Origin of the sequence: Prevotella sp. HUN102, from assembly GCF_000688375.1 — a bacterium.
In the GTDB taxonomy this organism is placed as follows: Bacteria; Bacteroidota; Bacteroidia; order Bacteroidales; family Bacteroidaceae; genus Prevotella.
This window is the reverse complement of record NZ_JIAF01000004.1, coordinates 2,044,704-2,060,358: the sequence shown is the minus strand read 5'-3', so window position 1 is coordinate 2,060,358 and position 15,655 is coordinate 2,044,704. Positions and strand designations below refer to the sequence as shown.

Annotated in this window: 13 protein-coding genes; 6 read left to right on the top strand and 7 right to left on the bottom strand. The window is 44.9% G+C overall.

The annotated features are described in order from the left end of the window. Positions 1-2 precede the first annotated feature (2 nt). Entirely contained in the window at positions 3-623 is a 621-nt protein-coding gene (locus P150_RS0114185; protein ID WP_028898273.1) for a sugar transferase, read from the bottom strand. 121 nt (positions 624-744) lie between these two features. Between P150_RS0114185 and dinB the strand changes: the two genes are divergently transcribed. From dinB to pyk, 4 genes are all read left to right on the top strand, one after another. After that, positions 745-1,830, top strand: a complete 1,086-nt coding sequence (dinB, locus tag P150_RS0114180) for a DNA polymerase IV (protein ID WP_028898272.1) — start codon at positions 745-747, stop codon at positions 1,828-1,830. A 620-nt stretch (positions 1,831-2,450) separates the two neighbouring features. Further along, positions 2,451-3,203 (top strand): hypothetical protein, encoded by a 753-nt coding sequence (locus P150_RS0114175; protein ID WP_028898271.1) that lies wholly within the window; start codon positions 2,451-2,453, stop codon positions 3,201-3,203. 3 nt (positions 3,204-3,206) lie between these two features. Next, positions 3,207-3,506: a hypothetical protein gene (locus P150_RS16605; RefSeq protein ID WP_155953024.1), complete on the top strand. Its 300-nt coding sequence runs from the start codon at positions 3,207-3,209 to the stop codon at positions 3,504-3,506. A 16-nt stretch (positions 3,507-3,522) separates the two neighbouring features. Then, positions 3,523-4,962, top strand: coding sequence for a pyruvate kinase (gene pyk / locus P150_RS0114165; protein ID WP_028898269.1), 1,440 nt, complete (start codon positions 3,523-3,525; stop codon positions 4,960-4,962). Positions 4,963-5,150: 188 nt separating this feature from the next. Here pyk and P150_RS0114160 read toward each other — a convergent pair whose 3' ends face one another. The 6 genes from P150_RS0114160 to P150_RS0114130 form a co-directional block, all read right to left on the bottom strand. Next, a complete protein-coding gene (locus P150_RS0114160) occupies positions 5,151-5,642 on the bottom strand; it encodes a dihydrofolate reductase (protein ID WP_028898268.1) in 492 nt (163 codons plus the stop codon). Positions 5,643-5,672: 30 nt separating this feature from the next. After that, positions 5,673-6,467 carry a thymidylate synthase gene (locus P150_RS0114155; protein WP_028898267.1) on the bottom strand — a complete coding sequence of 265 codons (795 nt, stop codon included), beginning with the start codon at positions 6,465-6,467 and terminating at the stop codon, positions 5,673-5,675. Between the two features lie 26 nt (positions 6,468-6,493). Further along, positions 6,494-7,813 carry a hypothetical protein gene (locus tag P150_RS0114150; RefSeq protein ID WP_051617647.1) on the bottom strand — a complete coding sequence of 440 codons (1,320 nt, stop codon included), beginning with the start codon at positions 7,811-7,813 and terminating at the stop codon, positions 6,494-6,496. Positions 7,814-7,858: 45 nt separating this feature from the next. Further along, positions 7,859-9,973: an OmpA family protein gene (locus P150_RS0114145; RefSeq protein WP_028898265.1), complete on the bottom strand. Its 2,115-nt coding sequence runs from the start codon at positions 9,971-9,973 to the stop codon at positions 7,859-7,861. 66 nt (positions 9,974-10,039) lie between these two features. After that, on the bottom strand, positions 10,040-11,962 hold the full coding sequence (locus P150_RS0114140; protein ID WP_028898264.1) for a DNA topoisomerase 3: 1,923 nt from the start codon (positions 11,960-11,962) through the stop codon (positions 10,040-10,042). 297 nt (positions 11,963-12,259) lie between these two features. Continuing rightward, positions 12,260-13,189 carry a DMT family transporter gene (locus P150_RS0114130; protein ID WP_028898263.1) on the bottom strand — a complete coding sequence of 310 codons (930 nt, stop codon included), beginning with the start codon at positions 13,187-13,189 and terminating at the stop codon, positions 12,260-12,262. 322 nt (positions 13,190-13,511) lie between these two features. Between P150_RS0114130 and P150_RS0114125 the strand changes: the two genes are divergently transcribed. Both P150_RS0114125 and P150_RS0114120 read left to right on the top strand, forming a co-directional pair. Continuing rightward, on the top strand, positions 13,512-14,243 hold the full coding sequence (locus P150_RS0114125) for a (Fe-S)-binding protein (protein ID WP_028898262.1): 732 nt from the start codon (positions 13,512-13,514) through the stop codon (positions 14,241-14,243). A 19-nt stretch (positions 14,244-14,262) separates the two neighbouring features. After that, positions 14,263-15,648, top strand: coding sequence for a lactate utilization protein B (locus tag P150_RS0114120; protein WP_028898261.1), 1,386 nt, complete (start codon positions 14,263-14,265; stop codon positions 15,646-15,648). The last annotated feature ends 7 nt before the right edge of the window (positions 15,649-15,655 follow it).

Here is a 15,655-nt window from a genome sequence, read left to right as displayed (position 1 = left end):
ATTTATAATTTCTTTCCTGTTGCGATATTTAAAATAGTTTTTACAATGATTTTGCAGTCGAGCCACAATGTTCGTCTTTCAAGATAGTTTATATCCATTTCAAGTCGTTTCAGCATTTTTTCCATTGTATCGGTATAGCCATTGTATATTGTAGCCTCCGACGTGATGCCCGGTCGCATTTGGTATATGATGGGATACCTGTCGGTATGTTCAGATATTTTGTCAATGAAGAACTTGCGTTCCGGGCGTGGCCCGACAAGCGACATATCTCCTCTCAGCACATTCCAGAGCTGTGGCAGCTCGTCGAGATGGTAGCCTCTTAGGAATTGTTCAAGGCTTGTGGAATTTTTGCTGTCGCACTTTGCAACCAACTGTGGCCCATTCTCTTCAACGACACTGCTTAGAGTTCGGAATTTGTATATTATGAATGGTTTGCCCAAATAGCCAATGCGGACTTGTTTGAAAAAGACCGGTCCGTTGTTTTGCAGCTTTATTAAAGTGGCTATAACAAGAAAAACTGGCGAAAGTAGGATAATCCCTATGAATGAACTTAAAAAGTCGATAAGTCTTTTTATCGCTTTTTGTGTAGTTCCCATAGCATCGTACTTGTCTGAATTGTTCATTGTTTATAGCTTCTTTATAAATAGTATAACTCCTATTTTTTATTTTTGTTGCAAAGATACTGCTTTTTTATGAAACAATGTTGATTTTTTTCTATCTTTGCATTGGAAAAAAGTTAGAATCTTGCGCAAAATCATTCACATTGATATGGATGCTTTCTTTGCATCGGTGGAGCAAAGAGATAATCCTGAATACAGAAACATTCCGTTGGCTGTCGGTTTCGACGGGCCAAGAGGCGTTGTTTCTACGGCCAGTTATGAAGCGCGGAAATTTGGAGTTCGTTCTGCTATGCCCATCGCACAGGCTAAACGGCGATGCCCGCATCTGACGATTGTGATGCCGCGGATGAAGGTTTATAAAGAGGTGTCCGGTCAGGTAAGGGAGATTTTCCATCAATATACAGACCTTGTTGAACCCCTGTCGCTCGACGAGGCTTTCCTTGACGTTACGGATAATAAGTTCGGAATGGAGTCGGCGTTGGAAATTGCAAGCGAGATTCGCGCAAAGATTTTTGAACAGACGCAACTAACGGCCTCCGTAGGGGTAAGCTACAATAAATTTCTTGCTAAAATATCCTCGGATATGAATAAACCCAATGGCATTTTCGTGGTTAATCCCGAAGAGGCTCTCGACTTCATCGCCGAATTGCCCATTGAGAAGTTCTGGGGAGTTGGACCTAAGACGGCTCAAACTATGCACAGGATGGGCATATTCAAGGGCGAGCAGCTCCGTGCCGTCTCATTGATGCATCTGACGCAGGTTTTCGGTAAGTCTGGGCAAATCTATTACGACTTTGTAAGAGGTATTGATACACGTGTGGTTGAGCCGGAACGCGAACGGAAATCGGTAGGCTGCGAGGAGACTTTTCTTGAAGACATTCATTCGGAAACGAAGCTGATAATAGAACTATATCATATTGTTCTTCAACTGGTTGAAAGATTGACTTTAAATGGCTTTGAGGGCAGGACTCTGACATTGAAAATAAAATGGGATGCAACCAGTCAGCATACCAAAAGCATTACGGTAAACAATGTTTTGCGCACGAAAGAGGACATTCTGCCACTTGCAAAACGGTTGTTGAAAGAAACAAACCGACAGGGTAGGGCAGTCCGTTTGCTGGGATTGACCGTTTCATCGCCTGCCAACGACAAGAGGAGTGATTATCGGCAAGAGGTTTGGGAAGAAGGAACTCTGGATTTTCTTGACTGATTTTTGCAAAAGAGGCTCTTTTTTGTAAAGTTCCTTCAATAAAAAAAGCACACTCCCGACAAGGCATTCTATGAAAAATAACTCTGAATTTACGATGTTTTCATCTGAATATTCGTAAGTTGTTTTATGTTTTTGCGAAGAAGGAACTGCATTCTTCGCAAGATTATGTTGCAATTATGTGGAGAATGCAAATCGCTTGTGCGATTTTTATAGTGCTTTTATTGGTGTATATGCGATTTTTATTGGTTTGTTTTTCCGAATTTAAAGTTCGTTTGTTTAATAAAAGTTGCTGTGTGGAATGCAACTCTCTGAATGATAGGAAGTTATTAAGAACGCTGAAAAGCCCCTGCTTTTGAAAAATAAAAAACTTTTGTTCAGAATATTAGAATTATACAGAGCCTTTTGTCAATATAATTCAAAACTCAAATATCTTGCAGATGAATATTTTTTTTCGTTTCGCCCTGCTTGTTTGCTGACACGAATGTTGGATAATGGCTGTTGAATCGCTGAAAGAGGCTTTTGTGTTATAGCTCGTTGTGCCGAGTTTATTAGTCTTTAAATATGTTGAAAATATTTCATAATACAAAAGAAAAATATTAATTTTGCAGAAAAATTGAGAGATGCAATATAAGGTTACTTGCAGAAAATGTTCGGGTAAATTCAAACTGAATGGCAATACTGGATTCAAGGTAAAATGCACCTGTCCTTATTGTGGGCAAGAACTGATTGTGAACTTCCCTAAAAATGATAACACACTTCCCGAGTCAAAGGAACGGGCGTCACAATTCAACGCAGCTAATGGGCAAGGGCATAACGTGAAGAAATCAAACGGAATGCGCACGCTGATGATAGTGCTGACTTTCATTTTGCTTGCCTTGATAGGAGTGGGGGCTTATTATGGATGGGGAATATACTCGAAGCAGAAAAGTGCTGAAAGGCGAATGGCACGAAAGCGGCATTGCGACTCGGTGGAAAATGTTATCAAGGCTAAACAGGCTAAGGCGGATTCGTTGAGAAGGGTGGCTGATTATCATACTTCCGTTTGCCGGTTCCTGAAGAATTTTTATGAAAAAAGTGTCCTTACGGATGATGACCCGATGCGTTATAGGCATTATCTGACGGACAAATGCCTGAAAATGATTTTTGGCGATGCGTCCGACTCTTTTGATATTGATGCAAGTGCTGCGTGGTGGGGAGCATTCGGGACACAGTCGGGACTGGAGATAAGGGAAGAACTCCTGCAAAATCTGGAAGTAACGCATAAGGACGGACAATGGTATAAAGTTCGGCTCACACAGGATGGAGAAACCGAATACCACGAGATTAAGATTGTGGTGACGAACGGCAAGGTGCTGATTGATGAAGTAATTTAATATATGGTCATACAGTATCAGGTTAAATGTAATAATTGCACAGGTTTGTATGTTGTACAGGCCGAACCTGCCACGACCTTGAAAAGCTCCTGTCCCTATTGTGGGCATTTGGCAACGGTGGCAACTCCGATAATCGAAGCTGAACCGTCTGTTGCCGAATCAGAAAAGCCAAGGAAAGAAAAAATCGAGAGCAAGTCAGTAGGTTTGGGAAAGAAGGTTGCGATAGTGTTCGTCATCGTTTGGTTTTTCATCATTGCCCTTTCCTCTTTTCTATATGTTGTTTTCTCAGCTATGTCAAAATAAATAATATACACGAAATATGAAACAGACAAAGATTGTATGTTCGATTAGTGATAGACGATGCGATGTGGATTTCCTTCGCAAGTTGTTTTTTGCAGGTATGAACGTTGTCCGTATGAACACGGCTCACGCTTCAGAAGAAGGTATCAGAACGGTGGTGAAAAACACTCGTGCTGTTTCGCCTCACATTGCTTTGCTTATAGATACAAAGGGACCGGAGGTGCGCACAACGAGTGTGGAGGAACCAATCCAGTTCAAGACAGGTGAGAATGTAAAGATTTTCGGCCGTCCTGACGTGGAAACCACTCACGATGCAATCAATGTGTCATATTTGGATATTGCCAAGGACGTGAAGATTGGCGACCATATTCTTTTCGATGATGGTGCATTGGATATGAAGGTTTTGGAAATCGTCGGTCCGATGGTTGTGGTTCAGGTTCAGAACGACGGAGAACTGGGTTCTCGGAAGAGTGTGAATGTTCCCGGCGAACACATTGACTTGCCTGCACTTACAGAAAAAGACAAATTCAATATAGAGTTGGCTATCAAGGAAGATATCGATTTCATAGCTCACTCATTCGTTCGTTCGGCTTCCGATGTTATGGCTGTTCAGAAGATTCTTGATGAGCACAATTCTGATATCAAAATCATTTCAAAGATTGAAAATCAGGAAGGTGTTGATAATATAGACGAGATTATCGATGCGTCATACGGCATTATGATTGCCCGTGGGGACTTGGGTATTGAAGTGCCGATCGAACAGATTCCGGGTATTCAGCGCAGCATTATCAGAAAATGTATCGCAAAGAAGAAGCCCGTTATCGTGGCTACGCAGATGCTTCACACGATGATTAACAATCCTCGTCCTACCCGCGCAGAGGTTACTGACATTGCAAATGCTATTTACAGTCGCACCGATGCCTTGATGCTGAGTGGCGAAACGGCAAGTGGTAAGTATCCGTTAGAGGCTGTCCAGACGATGGCAACGATTGCTGAACGTGCCGAACAGGACGCACATAGGGAAGGATTCTTCAAGATGCCTGATCCGAACTTGATGGATCAGAGGGAGTTTCTTTCAAAGAACGCCATCGAGGCAACCGAATATCTCGGTGTAAAGGGTATCATTACTGATAGTGCTACTGGTCAGACGGCTCGTAATCTGGCTGCTTTCCGTGGCCCTAATCCAGTATTGGCTATCTGCTATAAAGAGAAACTTCAGCGTTGGCTGAACCTCAGTTATGGCATTATTCCAATCTATCAGCAGCAGCACAAGTCAAGTCAGAATATGTTTACGGCCGCAGTTCGTATGCTTCGTCAGAAAGGTTATATTGCTCTCGACGACAAGATTGCATATCTTTCCGGCTCATTCGGCGAAGGTGGTGGTACAACTTTCTTGGAAATCAATAAAGTCAAGGAAGTATTCGACAAGAACTATAAGTTCCATTTGCCAAATGAATAAACAAACTGGGGTTTAATGACAAGACCAGATTCTATACAAATTAGCGTGAGTTCATTGAACTCACGCTAATTCTTTTCTTATGATTATTCAGAACAGTATAAAATATATACCTACAAACGTTTTGGAAGAGTATTATTATCTTTAGCCGATAGCACAATTTGTGCTGATATTGTTCTTTGAAAAGCTGATTAGGCTTGCTTCCTTACATAATCAACGAACGAATAGGCTGGCACATCTTCGGTCTCGGCGTGTTCTTCCTTGGCTTCTACCGTCCAAATGTTATTGTCGTATTCAGGGAAGAATACGTCGGCATTTTCAGGAATAGCATCTATTTCTGTGAGATAAAGATGGTCGGCCATCTCCAATGCTTCTTTATAGACACTGGCTCCACCGATGATAAAGGCCTTTTCGTCTTTATCAATGTGCTTCAAAGCCTCGTCGAGTGAAGTATAGACATCGCAGTTCGGGAAATCCTTTTTAGTTCGACTCAACACGATATTGCGACGATTGGGAAGCGCACCTTTGGGCAACGACTCGAAAGTACGGCGTCCCATAATGACGGTATTGCTGGTAGTGAGCTGCTTGAATCGGCGCAAGTCCTCTTTAATGAAATAAAGCAAGTTGTTGTTATAACCAATTGCACGGTTTCTTGCTACTGCGGAAATAATGTTTATCTGCATAGTTGTCTATATCATAAGGTTCTAATGTTCTCATACTGCCACAACACCAGCGATGTGTGGATGTGGATTATAATCGGTAAGCTCAAAGTCTTCGTATTTAAAATCAAAGATATTCTTCACATCAGGATTGATTTTCATTGTGGGCAACTTGCGAGGTTCACGGCTCAACTGAAGTTTTGCCTGCTCCAAATGGTTGAGATAGAGATGCGTATCGCCAGTTGTATGGATAAATTCTCCGGGTTCCAATCCCGTAACCTGTGCCATCATCATTAACAACAGGGCATAAGATGCAATGTTGAAAGGCACTCCGAGAAAGCTATCGGCAGAACGCTGATAGAGTTGGAGCGACAAACGTCCGTCGGCAACGTAGAACTGGAAAAGACAATGGCAAGGAGGGAGTGCCATATCTTCAACCTCAGCCGGATTCCACGCCGTAACGAGCATACGGCGGGAGTTCGGATTGTTCTTAATCATATCCACAACATTCTGTATCTGGTCGATAGTGCCACCTTTATAATCAGGCCAAGAACGCCACTGATGCCCATAAACCGGACCAAGTTCACCGTTTTCATCTGCCCATTCGTTCCATATTCTTACACCATTGTCTTGCAGATACTTCACATTGGTGTCTCCTTTCAAGAACCAAAGCAGTTCGTGAATGATGCTTTTAAGATGGAGTTTCTTTGTTGTAAGCAAAGGAAAACCGTCCTTTAAATCAAAGCGCATCTGATTGCCGAACACAGATAACGTGCCTGTTCCAGTTCGGTCGCCTTTTGTTGCACCTTCCGTTATAATTCGGTTCAGAAGATTCAGATATTGTTTCATAGTTATATTTTAAAAGAGAGGAGGAACTATTGTGAGGGAAGAGTATCAATAATGATTTGCTCTTCCGGTATATGACTGCTTTTTATTCGCCATTCCTGTGGGTAGAGATTGTTGGCTCTATTGCCGAGATTCTTTGCAAAACCAATGGAAAAGCCTTTATAGGTGAGAAGAACAATACCTTTTGGCGCATCAGGAGAGAGCAAAATGGCTTCGTGCCGAAGATAGCTGACAGCCGTTTTATAATCTACTTCCACCGTAGGATAACTGCTTTTATCTGCTGAAACCGAGAGTGCCAGACTATGGTCGGGGATGAATTGCTTTCCTTTCTCAATGCCTTTCTTTACGCCGTGTGCAAGAATCCTGAGCTTCTTTCTTGCCTCTTGAATCATTGTTTCAGTACTGATATCGGTTTTCTGCATTAAACTTGTGTCTTCGCCTTCCTTTCGTATTACAGCCATAAAGAGACCTTCGCCTTGTGTAAAACCGGGGATGAAACGATAAACAGGGAAGTCTTGTCTGTCGTTCAACGGATTGTCAATCAACGTCCCCGTTATATTCCATTCCTTTTCAGTAGGTACAGAAATCAGTTTTGCACCGTATTCCTTCAAAATCCAAGCTACATTTTCTTCGTTTTCGCTGGCATTGAACGTGCAAGTGGAATAAACGAGAATGCCGCCGGGCTTCAAGTTGTCCCAAATATCGGCAATAATGCTGCGCTGCAACTGCCTGCAATTCTCCACATTCTGCGTACTCCATTCCTCAATGGCTTGAGAATCCTTGCGGAACATCCCTTCACCGGAACACGGAACATCGGCAATCACAACATCGAATAGCAGCTTCGTTCTCTTATAATCGCGAGGATAATTGTTGGTAACAACCACGTCAGGATGGCCGAACTTCTGTACATTCTCAGCTAATATCTGTGAACGTTTCCCAATCGGTTCGTTGGAGAAGACCAAACTTCCTTCAGGAACTGCTGTCCGAGCGCAAGTTGTCTTTCCACCGGGCGCAGCACAGAGGTCGAGCAAGGCTACCGGATATTTCACTAACGTACGGAGCACGTGCGAAACAAACATAGACGCTGCTTCCTGAACATAATAAGCCCCTGCGTGGAAAAGAGGATCAAAAGTGAAGTTGGGTCTGCTTTCCAGATAGTAGCCATCCTTGCACCAAGGGATATTCGTTGCCTTGAAAACATCAGACACTACATTATCTTCCTTTATCTTGAAAGGATTCAGGCGAATACTTACCGGAGGCTCTTCGGAAAGCCCTTTCAGGAAAGTATTGTAGCGAGATTCGCCCATTAGTGAACGTGTGTAGTCTTCAAAGTCTTTGGGTAGTTGCATTTGCTTTGTGGGAGTAATGGTGATGAGTGAAATCGTATTGCTTCCTTACTCAATATCAAATATGAAGTCTTCATCGTCCTCCAGTTTCTTTTCCACCTTCGGTTTGGGAGGATTCTTGAGATTTCCCTTTTCATCGAATATACCATAAGTGGTGCGAAGCACCACAAACTCTGTACGGCGATTCATCTGATTGGCCGTCTCCTGATGTTTCTCATCAAGTTTCTTAATATATTCTTCCGTCAGCACATCGCCCTCTTTCAGCCAAGTATTCTTTTCGGCAACCTTTCGGCGGACGGTTTTCGGTTTTTCTTCTCCATAACCTACTGGCGAAAGTCGGTCGCTTGCAATGCCGTGCTCTATCAGATAAGCCACAACGGCATCAGCACGACGCTGCGACAGTCGCTTGTTGTAATCTGCCGAACCCTTGTAATCGGTATGAGCAGAGAGTTCTATCGTAACATTCGGATTTTCGTTCAAGAGCTTTACAAGGTCGTCCAGAGCAGCTTCCGACTCCGGTCGTAGCGTAGCTTTGTCGAAATCATAGAATATATTGTCTATCATCACAGGCACACGTATGCTTGCCAATGGGAACTGAAGCACATATTCTTTCGATTCTGTAACTGGTTCTACACGCAGTTCTTCCTTATGATTCAGGAAACCGGCACACGTTGCCAACATAATATAGTTTACTCCCGGACGTATTTCCTGCTCGAATGAACCGTCGCCTTTGACGGAAAGTCTGACATTCGTGCCGTCATCGCCCACAAGGAAAACCTGTGCGGCAGGGAGTTCATAGCCTTCCATTTCGTAAACCCAGCCTTTTACGGTCTGTATCACTTCGGGCAGTTCAAAGCTGTAAATGTGATCCCATCCTCGGGCATCGCCACGATTGGATGAGAAGAAACCACGATTGTGCTTCCCCTCAAAGGTCATTCCGAAATCGTCGCCCTGCGAATTGAGCGGAAAACCGGGATGTTCAAGATGATAACGACGGTCTGTGCCCACCTTTGCAATGAAGATGTCCAAACCACCCAAGCCACCGTGTCCGTCAGAAGAGAAATAAAAATCGCCATTCTGGCGGAATGTAGGGAACATTTCATTGCCCGGAGTGTTGATAGGAGCACCAAGATTCTCCACACCTCCCGTTGTTCCACCCATAAGTCTCACACGCCAGATATCCAAACCTCCTTGACCTCCGGGCATATCGCTGACGAAATACAGCCAGTTTCCGTCAGGAGAAACGGCAGGATGTGCAAAACTGGAGAGCGTGTCTCGGCTGATTTCAAGTTTCGCAGCCTTAGACCAAGCTGCATCTGCACGATTGCTGACAGCTATCTGTGCAAAACGAGGACGAACAGGGTCGGTGAGACATTGCGTGATATACATTTCCCTGCCATCTGCCGAAAATGCCGGCGTGCCCTCATCGGCATCAGTATTCAGCCCACTCTCAATAGTCTGGGGCGTTGTCCATTTGCCTTTGTCGTCCTTTTCACTGTAAAAAATATCGCTGGGCTTCACACCGGTAATGCCGCTCAGTTCGTCGCCCTGCGCCTCATTGCGTGTAGACGTGAAGTAAAGCTGATTATACTGATCGCCGTAAAGCATAGGCGAATAGTCCTGACGGCGCGAATTGAAGATGTCCATCTTCTTCACTTCATAATACGACCCCTCCTCCTTTATTTTGGGAGCAATCGTTGCTGCCGACAGACCTTCGGCTGCCATCTTGCTCGACGGCATAGAATCCAACGCTGTCTGATACGCTTTCAATGCCTCGGGATACGCTCCGTTCTTCATAAGGTTCTGTGCAAGTTTCAAGTGCGTCTCGAAATTATCCTGCTTGTATCGGATAACATTCCGATAGGCTGCGATTGCACGCTGCGAGGAATTGATACGGTCGTAACAGAAAGCCATCTTGTTGGCAAGATTTCCACGCTGCGCCCGATTCTTTGCAGGCGTTTGCTGATAGGCCTTCTTGAACTGAGCGGCTGCGTCATAGTATTCGCCAATCTCCAAGAACTTTTCTCCTTTCTTAATACTACGCTCTATTCCACAGCTATTCAGTAACAGACCAATCGTGAGCAACAAAACAACCCAACACCCTTTCTGGAATGAAGGGATGTTGGGCTGACTTGATTTATATTTTATAAGGCGTTGATTCATATTCTATTTAACGCAGACCGTAGGCGTTTTATTGTTATGACAGTATGCTGTTAAGTCATCTTTATGCTATGGTTTCGGTTCGCTGCCAATCTTTCTGTTGGAATTGTCGGCCAACACATCGTTCACAATCATTGTAATCTGCTCTTTCAATTCATTGATGAACTGTCCGGCATCATACTTCCTGTGCTCTATATCACGGAGTTTCTTTTCCCATATACCCGTAAGTTCGGCCGAAGTGAGGAGCTTTTCCTTGATGGTGTCAATGAGTGCAATACCTGTTTCCGTGGCTTCGAGATTCTTTTTCTTTCTCCTTATATAATGACGCTTGAACAGAGTCTCGATGATTCCCGCACGGGAAGACGGCCTGCCAATGCCGTTCTCCTTCAGTGCGGCACGCAATGTTTCGTCGTCCACCAGCTTTCCAGCCGTTTCCATTGCGCGCAGCAGCGATGCTTCAGTATAATGTTTCGGCGGCGTGGTCTGCTTTTCAGTCAGCGTGGGCGTATGAGGACCACTTTCGCCCTTCACGAATGTGGGCAGCGTGGTCTCCTTTTCTTCCGGGTTCTCGCCGATTCCTTCCGAAGAAGGCGTTGCCAGACTGTCAGCCGTAGCCGTTTTCGCTCCTCCCTCATTGCTTCCTTCTTTCAATGAGCTTGCAGCATCTTCCGTTTTATAAACGACTCTCCATCCCTCGTCGAGTATTTCCTTGCCGCTAGTCTTAAATTCTATCTCGTCCACCTTGCCGATAACGGTTGTAGTGGAGAATTTGCAGTCAGGATAAAATACCGAAATGAAGCGGCGGACAATGAGGTCGAACACATTTTGCTCGGCATTGGAAAGCCCCTGCGGCACCACTCCCGTAGGAATGATGGCGTGGTGGTCGGTAACCTTGCTTGAGTCGAACACACGTTTCGACTTCAGCAATGGCTTTCCACCCAATTTCTTTACCAATTCCGCATAAGGCTTCTTACCGGCGAAAGCCGTCTGAAACATACCGTTCATTATCTGAGGACATTGGCTGTACACATCGTCCGTAAGGTATTGAGTGTCCACACGAGGGTAAGTGGTGTATTTCCGTTCGTACAGGCTCTGGATGGTGTTCAGCGTCATTTCGGCCGAATAGCCGAACTTTCTGTTGCAATCCACCTGAAGCGAGGTCAGGTCGTAAAGCTGTTTAGGCTGTTCCGTACCTTTTTTCTTTGTAACGCTGTCTACAACGAAAGGCTTTCCGTCAATCAGCGAGAAAGCAGCCTCGCCTTCTTCCTTTGAAGTGAACTTTCCTTTCGTTGCCGTGAACTGTGTTTCACGGTATATCGTAGCGAGCACCCAGTAAGGCTCGGGCTTGAAATTGTCGATTTCCTTCTGCCGTTCCACAATCAGTGCCAGCGTGGGGGTCTGCACACGACCGATGGAAAGCACCTGAGCATCCTTTCCATATTTGTTGTTTCCATATTTAAGGGTGTACAGGCGTGTGGCATTCATTCCCAATAGCCAGTCGCCGATGGCGCGCGAAAGCCCAGCAAGATAGAGAGGCTCATAATCTTTTTGGTCTTTGAGGTTTTCAAATCCCTGCTTGATGGCCTCGTCTGTCATCGAAGAAATCCAAAGACGCTTTACCGGACAGTTCACTCTTGCCTTCTGCATTACCCACCGTTGTATCAACTCTCCCTCCTGTCCGGCATCGCCGCAGTTGATAATCTCCTCGGCACCTTGATATAATTTTTCAATAATAGAGAATTGTTTTTTGATTCCTTCATCCTCTATTACCTTTATTCCGAAGCGCGCAGGCACCATAGGCAAGGCTGCGAGACTCCAGTATTTCCAGTTCTCAAAGTAGTCGTTGGGTTCTTTCAGTTCGCAAAGATGCCCGAAGGTCCACGTTACCTGATAGCCGTTACCTTCCATATAACCGTCCCTCGAACTGGTGGCTCCGAGGATTCTGGCGATGTCGCGTGCGACACTTGGTTTCTCTGCAATGCAAACTTTCATTCTCTATCTTTAATTTGTCGGATTGCCGAAGGGCAAAATGATGGTTCTGCAAAGTTAGTGATATTTTTTCTTTCTCACAAAACAATCCTCTCAATCGCGCAAGTTCAGAACAGGTTGGCAGGCAGTAATTTCAACCGACAAGAACACGATTTTCAAATGACCGAAGATTGCATTCCATTCTTCGCACGTTTGCGTTTCATTCTTGCGAAGATTGCCGTGCATTCTTCGCAAGAATGGGAATGGTGTTTCTACCTGTTGATTTTCAGTGAGTTATAAATATTGTATAATGTTGCTGTCTCAAATAGCCTTTGCTTGTTTCTCTGCTTCCATATCCTTGCGCGATTTTGACTTGATGACCATCCAAACGCCAGTAAAAACCAAGATAATAGCTATGCCCTGATAGAGTGTAAACGTACCGATGCCTGTGAGAACAGAGACTACTACGGCCACTATCGGCTGCACATAATTATATACACTCACTACGGATGGGCGCAGCGTGTGCTGCCCAATCATCATCAGCAGATAGGCAATGAAGGTGCCACAGCCCACCACAAAACCTATTTCAAGCCAAGTGGTTGTTTCAACGGAAGCGAAATCCAAGGCAGCTATGTCGTTGAAAGCAAAGGGCGTTACGTAAATCGTAGCCCAGAAGAACATCCATTTGTTGATGGTGAAGACCGAATATTTCTTGATGAATTTATTGAAAAGCGAAAGATAGAGTGCAAAACTCAACTGTGCGCCGAGCACCATCACGTCGCCCTGCACGTTTCCCACCTTGCTGTTCACGGCAGCAAGACTCGTAAGTATCAGAATGATGGCACCTGCACAGCCTATTGCCACGCCACCGGCTTTCTTCAGCGTGATAGGCTCTTTCAGAATGAAGAAGGCAAGTATCATTGCAAAGATGGGCATCGTGGTAGTGATGACGCTTGCATTTACAGGCGACGTGTAACTTAAACCTAAAGTGAACAGGCATTGGTTGCAGGTAACGCCAAACAATGCCGCAGCTCCGAAGATAAAGAAATCCTTCAGCGATACGTGTTCGTACTTTGCAAACAGCGAAGCCGTCCAGAAAAGCACGGCGGCACCCGACACTCTGAAAGTTACCATCGACCATCCACTTATGCCGTGCTGCATAGCATCCTTGCCTATCGGCGACATCAACCCCCAGATAATCTCGGCAATCAGCATACACAGGTGTGCCTTGATGACTCTTGAATTGTTCATATTTTATTCCTTAACGTCTTAATTATTCTACAAAGGTAGGAAAAATAAACAGGTGTCTGTAATTTATCAACGCTAAATTTGCGCATATTGTCCAATCACTCTCTCGTCTTGAAGAGGGATGCGGAAAACCGAAGAGACTGTTTCGGACAGAAATCAGCCTGTTTGTATGCAATAATTGCGTTTCAATTTACACATATTTTATATAATCAGTTTCAAAGGATATATTTCTGAAAAAACTCAATTTCTTTTTTCAGGTTTCTTCGTTGTTCTGATAATTTATTCTTAATTTTGTGTCAGAACAATAGAACAAGAGCTAAACATTATGAAAATAGGTCTATTTATCCCGTGCTATGTTGATGCACTGTTTCCGGAAGTCGGTGTGGCAACCTATAAACTTCTCCGAAAGCTGAACTTGGACGTGGTTTATCCCGAGCGTCAGACCTGTTGCGGACAGCCGATGGCAAACGGAGGTTTTGAACGTATGTCAGGAAAGCTGACCGGCAAGTTTGAAGATATATTCAAGGAATTCGACTATGTTGTTACGCCGAGCGTTTCTTGCGCTTCCTTCGTGCGCGTAAACCATCCGAAAATCCACGACCATAAGTGCGAAACGCCTGAAAAGACGATGGAACTTGTGGAGTTTCTGCACGATGTCCTTAAAGTCAAGGAGCTGCCGGGCAGCTTCAATCACGTGGTGTCTGTACACAATTCCTGCCACGGAGTGAGGGAACTCGGCCTGAGTTCGCCCTCTGAGGAGCACGTCGCACCGTTCAACAAGATTGTTGATCTGCTGAAGCTCAAACAGGGAATTACCGTGAAAGAGCCGGAGCGTTCCGACGAATGCTGTGGTTTCGGTGGGATGTTTTCCGTTGAAGAGCCTCACGTGAGCACAAGAATGGGCTACGATAAACTGAAACGCCACATAGAAACTGGTGCGGAATTCATTACAGGTTCCGATAATTCCTGTCTGATGCACATGCAGGGCATCAGCAAAAAGAACAAATACGGTATCCAGTTCAAGCACGTTGCTGAAATTCTCGCAGCAGGTATTTAATGTTTAAAGCAAAGAAGTTATGGCAACAAGTCATTCAAAGAAAGCAGCAGAGTTCCTGAAGAACCCTGAAAAGATAACAAGACACGACCAGACGTTCTGGTCGGTTCGCGAAAAGAGAGACAAGATGGCGGCAATGCTGCCTGAATGGGAAGACCTGCGTGAGCACGCAAGTCAGATAAAACAGCACACCGTAACCCATCTGGCAGACTATCTTGAGCAGTTCGCAAACAATCTTGAGAAGAACGGCGTCATAGTGCATTGGGCTAAGGACGCACAGGAGTTCAACGAGATTGCCTATGGCATTCTTGAAACGCACAAGGTTAAGAAGTTGGTAAAATCGAAGTCGATGCTTACCGAAGAATGCGAGATGAATGATTATCTCATAGAACGTGGTATTGACGTGGTGGAAACCGACTTGGGCGAGCGCATCATCCAACTGATGAATCTCAAACCGGCACACATCGTTATGCCTGCTATTCATCTTATGCGCGACGAGGTGGGCGAAATGTTTGAGGAAAAAGGCATTTCCACCGAAGAAGGCAACCACGACCCTACTTTCCTTACCCAATGTGCGCGTTACAGTTTGCGTGAAGAATTTATCGAAGCAGAAGCAGGTATGACAGGCTGCAACTTCGGTGTGGCTGCAACCGGCGACTGCGTTATCTGTACGAACGAGGGAAATGCCGATATGAGTACATCGATTCCGAAACTTCATATCGTTTCGATGGGTATAGAAAAGGTAATTCCCGATTACGATGCACTCGCCGTTTTCCAGCGGCTTCTGTGCCGTTGCGGAACAGGTCAGCCTACAACAACTTTCACTTCCCATTTCCGCAAGGCCCGCCCTGACGGAGAGATGCACGTGATTCTCGTTGATAATGGACGCAGCGATATGATAGCCAACGACACTCATTGGAAAACGCTGAAGTGTATCCGTTGTGGTGCCTGTATGAACACTTGTCCAGTTTATCGCCGTTCAATGGGATATTCTTACAGTTATTTCATTCCCGGCCCTATCGGCGTGAATCTCGGTATGCTGAAAGACCCACAGAAGCACAGCGGAAACGTATCGGCTTGCTCATTGTGCTTGAGCTGCGACCACGTTTGTCCGACTAAGGTGGAGCCGGGAAGCCAGATTTACAACTGGCGGCAGGAACTTGAGGCGTTCGGTACTGAAAACAAGGAGAAGAAACTGATGGCGAATGGAATGAGGACGGTATTTGAGAACTATGCCCTCTACGATACGTTGCTGAAGAGTTCGTCGATAGTGAATTATGTTCCCCGCAAGCTGTTTGAGACGAAACTCAATGCTTGGGGCATAGGACACGAAATGATGCAGTTTCCGAAGAAGCCGTTCCATCAGATTTACAAACAGGCAATGAAGGAGCTGAAAGAGAAAAAGTAGTACTACT

Bases quoted from the DNA above. Each gene is read 5' to 3' on its own strand.
- P150_RS0114140 (WP_028898264.1), bottom strand. From the start codon at position 11,962: ATGAAAGTTTGCATTGCAGAGAAACCAAGTGTCGCACGCGACATCGCC.
- P150_RS0114155 (WP_028898267.1), bottom strand. From the start codon at position 6,467: ATGAAACAATATCTGAATCTTCTGAACCGAATTATAACGGAAGGTGCA.
- P150_RS16605 (WP_155953024.1), top strand. From the start codon at position 3,207: ATGGTCATACAGTATCAGGTTAAATGTAATAATTGCACAGGTTTGTAT.
- P150_RS0114145 (WP_028898265.1), bottom strand. From the start codon at position 9,973: ATGAATCAACGCCTTATAAAATATAAATCAAGTCAGCCCAACATCCCT.
- P150_RS0114130 (WP_028898263.1), bottom strand. From the start codon at position 13,189: ATGAACAATTCAAGAGTCATCAAGGCACACCTGTGTATGCTGATTGCC.
- P150_RS0114160 (WP_028898268.1), bottom strand. From the start codon at position 5,642: ATGCAGATAAACATTATTTCCGCAGTAGCAAGAAACCGTGCAATTGGT.
- P150_RS0114150 (WP_051617647.1), bottom strand. From the start codon at position 7,813: ATGCAACTACCCAAAGACTTTGAAGACTACACACGTTCACTAATGGGC.
- P150_RS0114185 (WP_028898273.1), bottom strand. From the start codon at position 623: ATGAACAATTCAGACAAGTACGATGCTATGGGAACTACACAAAAAGCG.
- P150_RS0114120 (WP_028898261.1), top strand. From the start codon at position 14,263: ATGGCAACAAGTCATTCAAAGAAAGCAGCAGAGTTCCTGAAGAACCCT.
- pyk (WP_028898269.1), top strand. From the start codon at position 3,523: ATGAAACAGACAAAGATTGTATGTTCGATTAGTGATAGACGATGCGAT.
- P150_RS0114125 (WP_028898262.1), top strand. From the start codon at position 13,512: ATGAAAATAGGTCTATTTATCCCGTGCTATGTTGATGCACTGTTTCCG.
- P150_RS0114175 (WP_028898271.1), top strand. From the start codon at position 2,451: ATGCAATATAAGGTTACTTGCAGAAAATGTTCGGGTAAATTCAAACTG.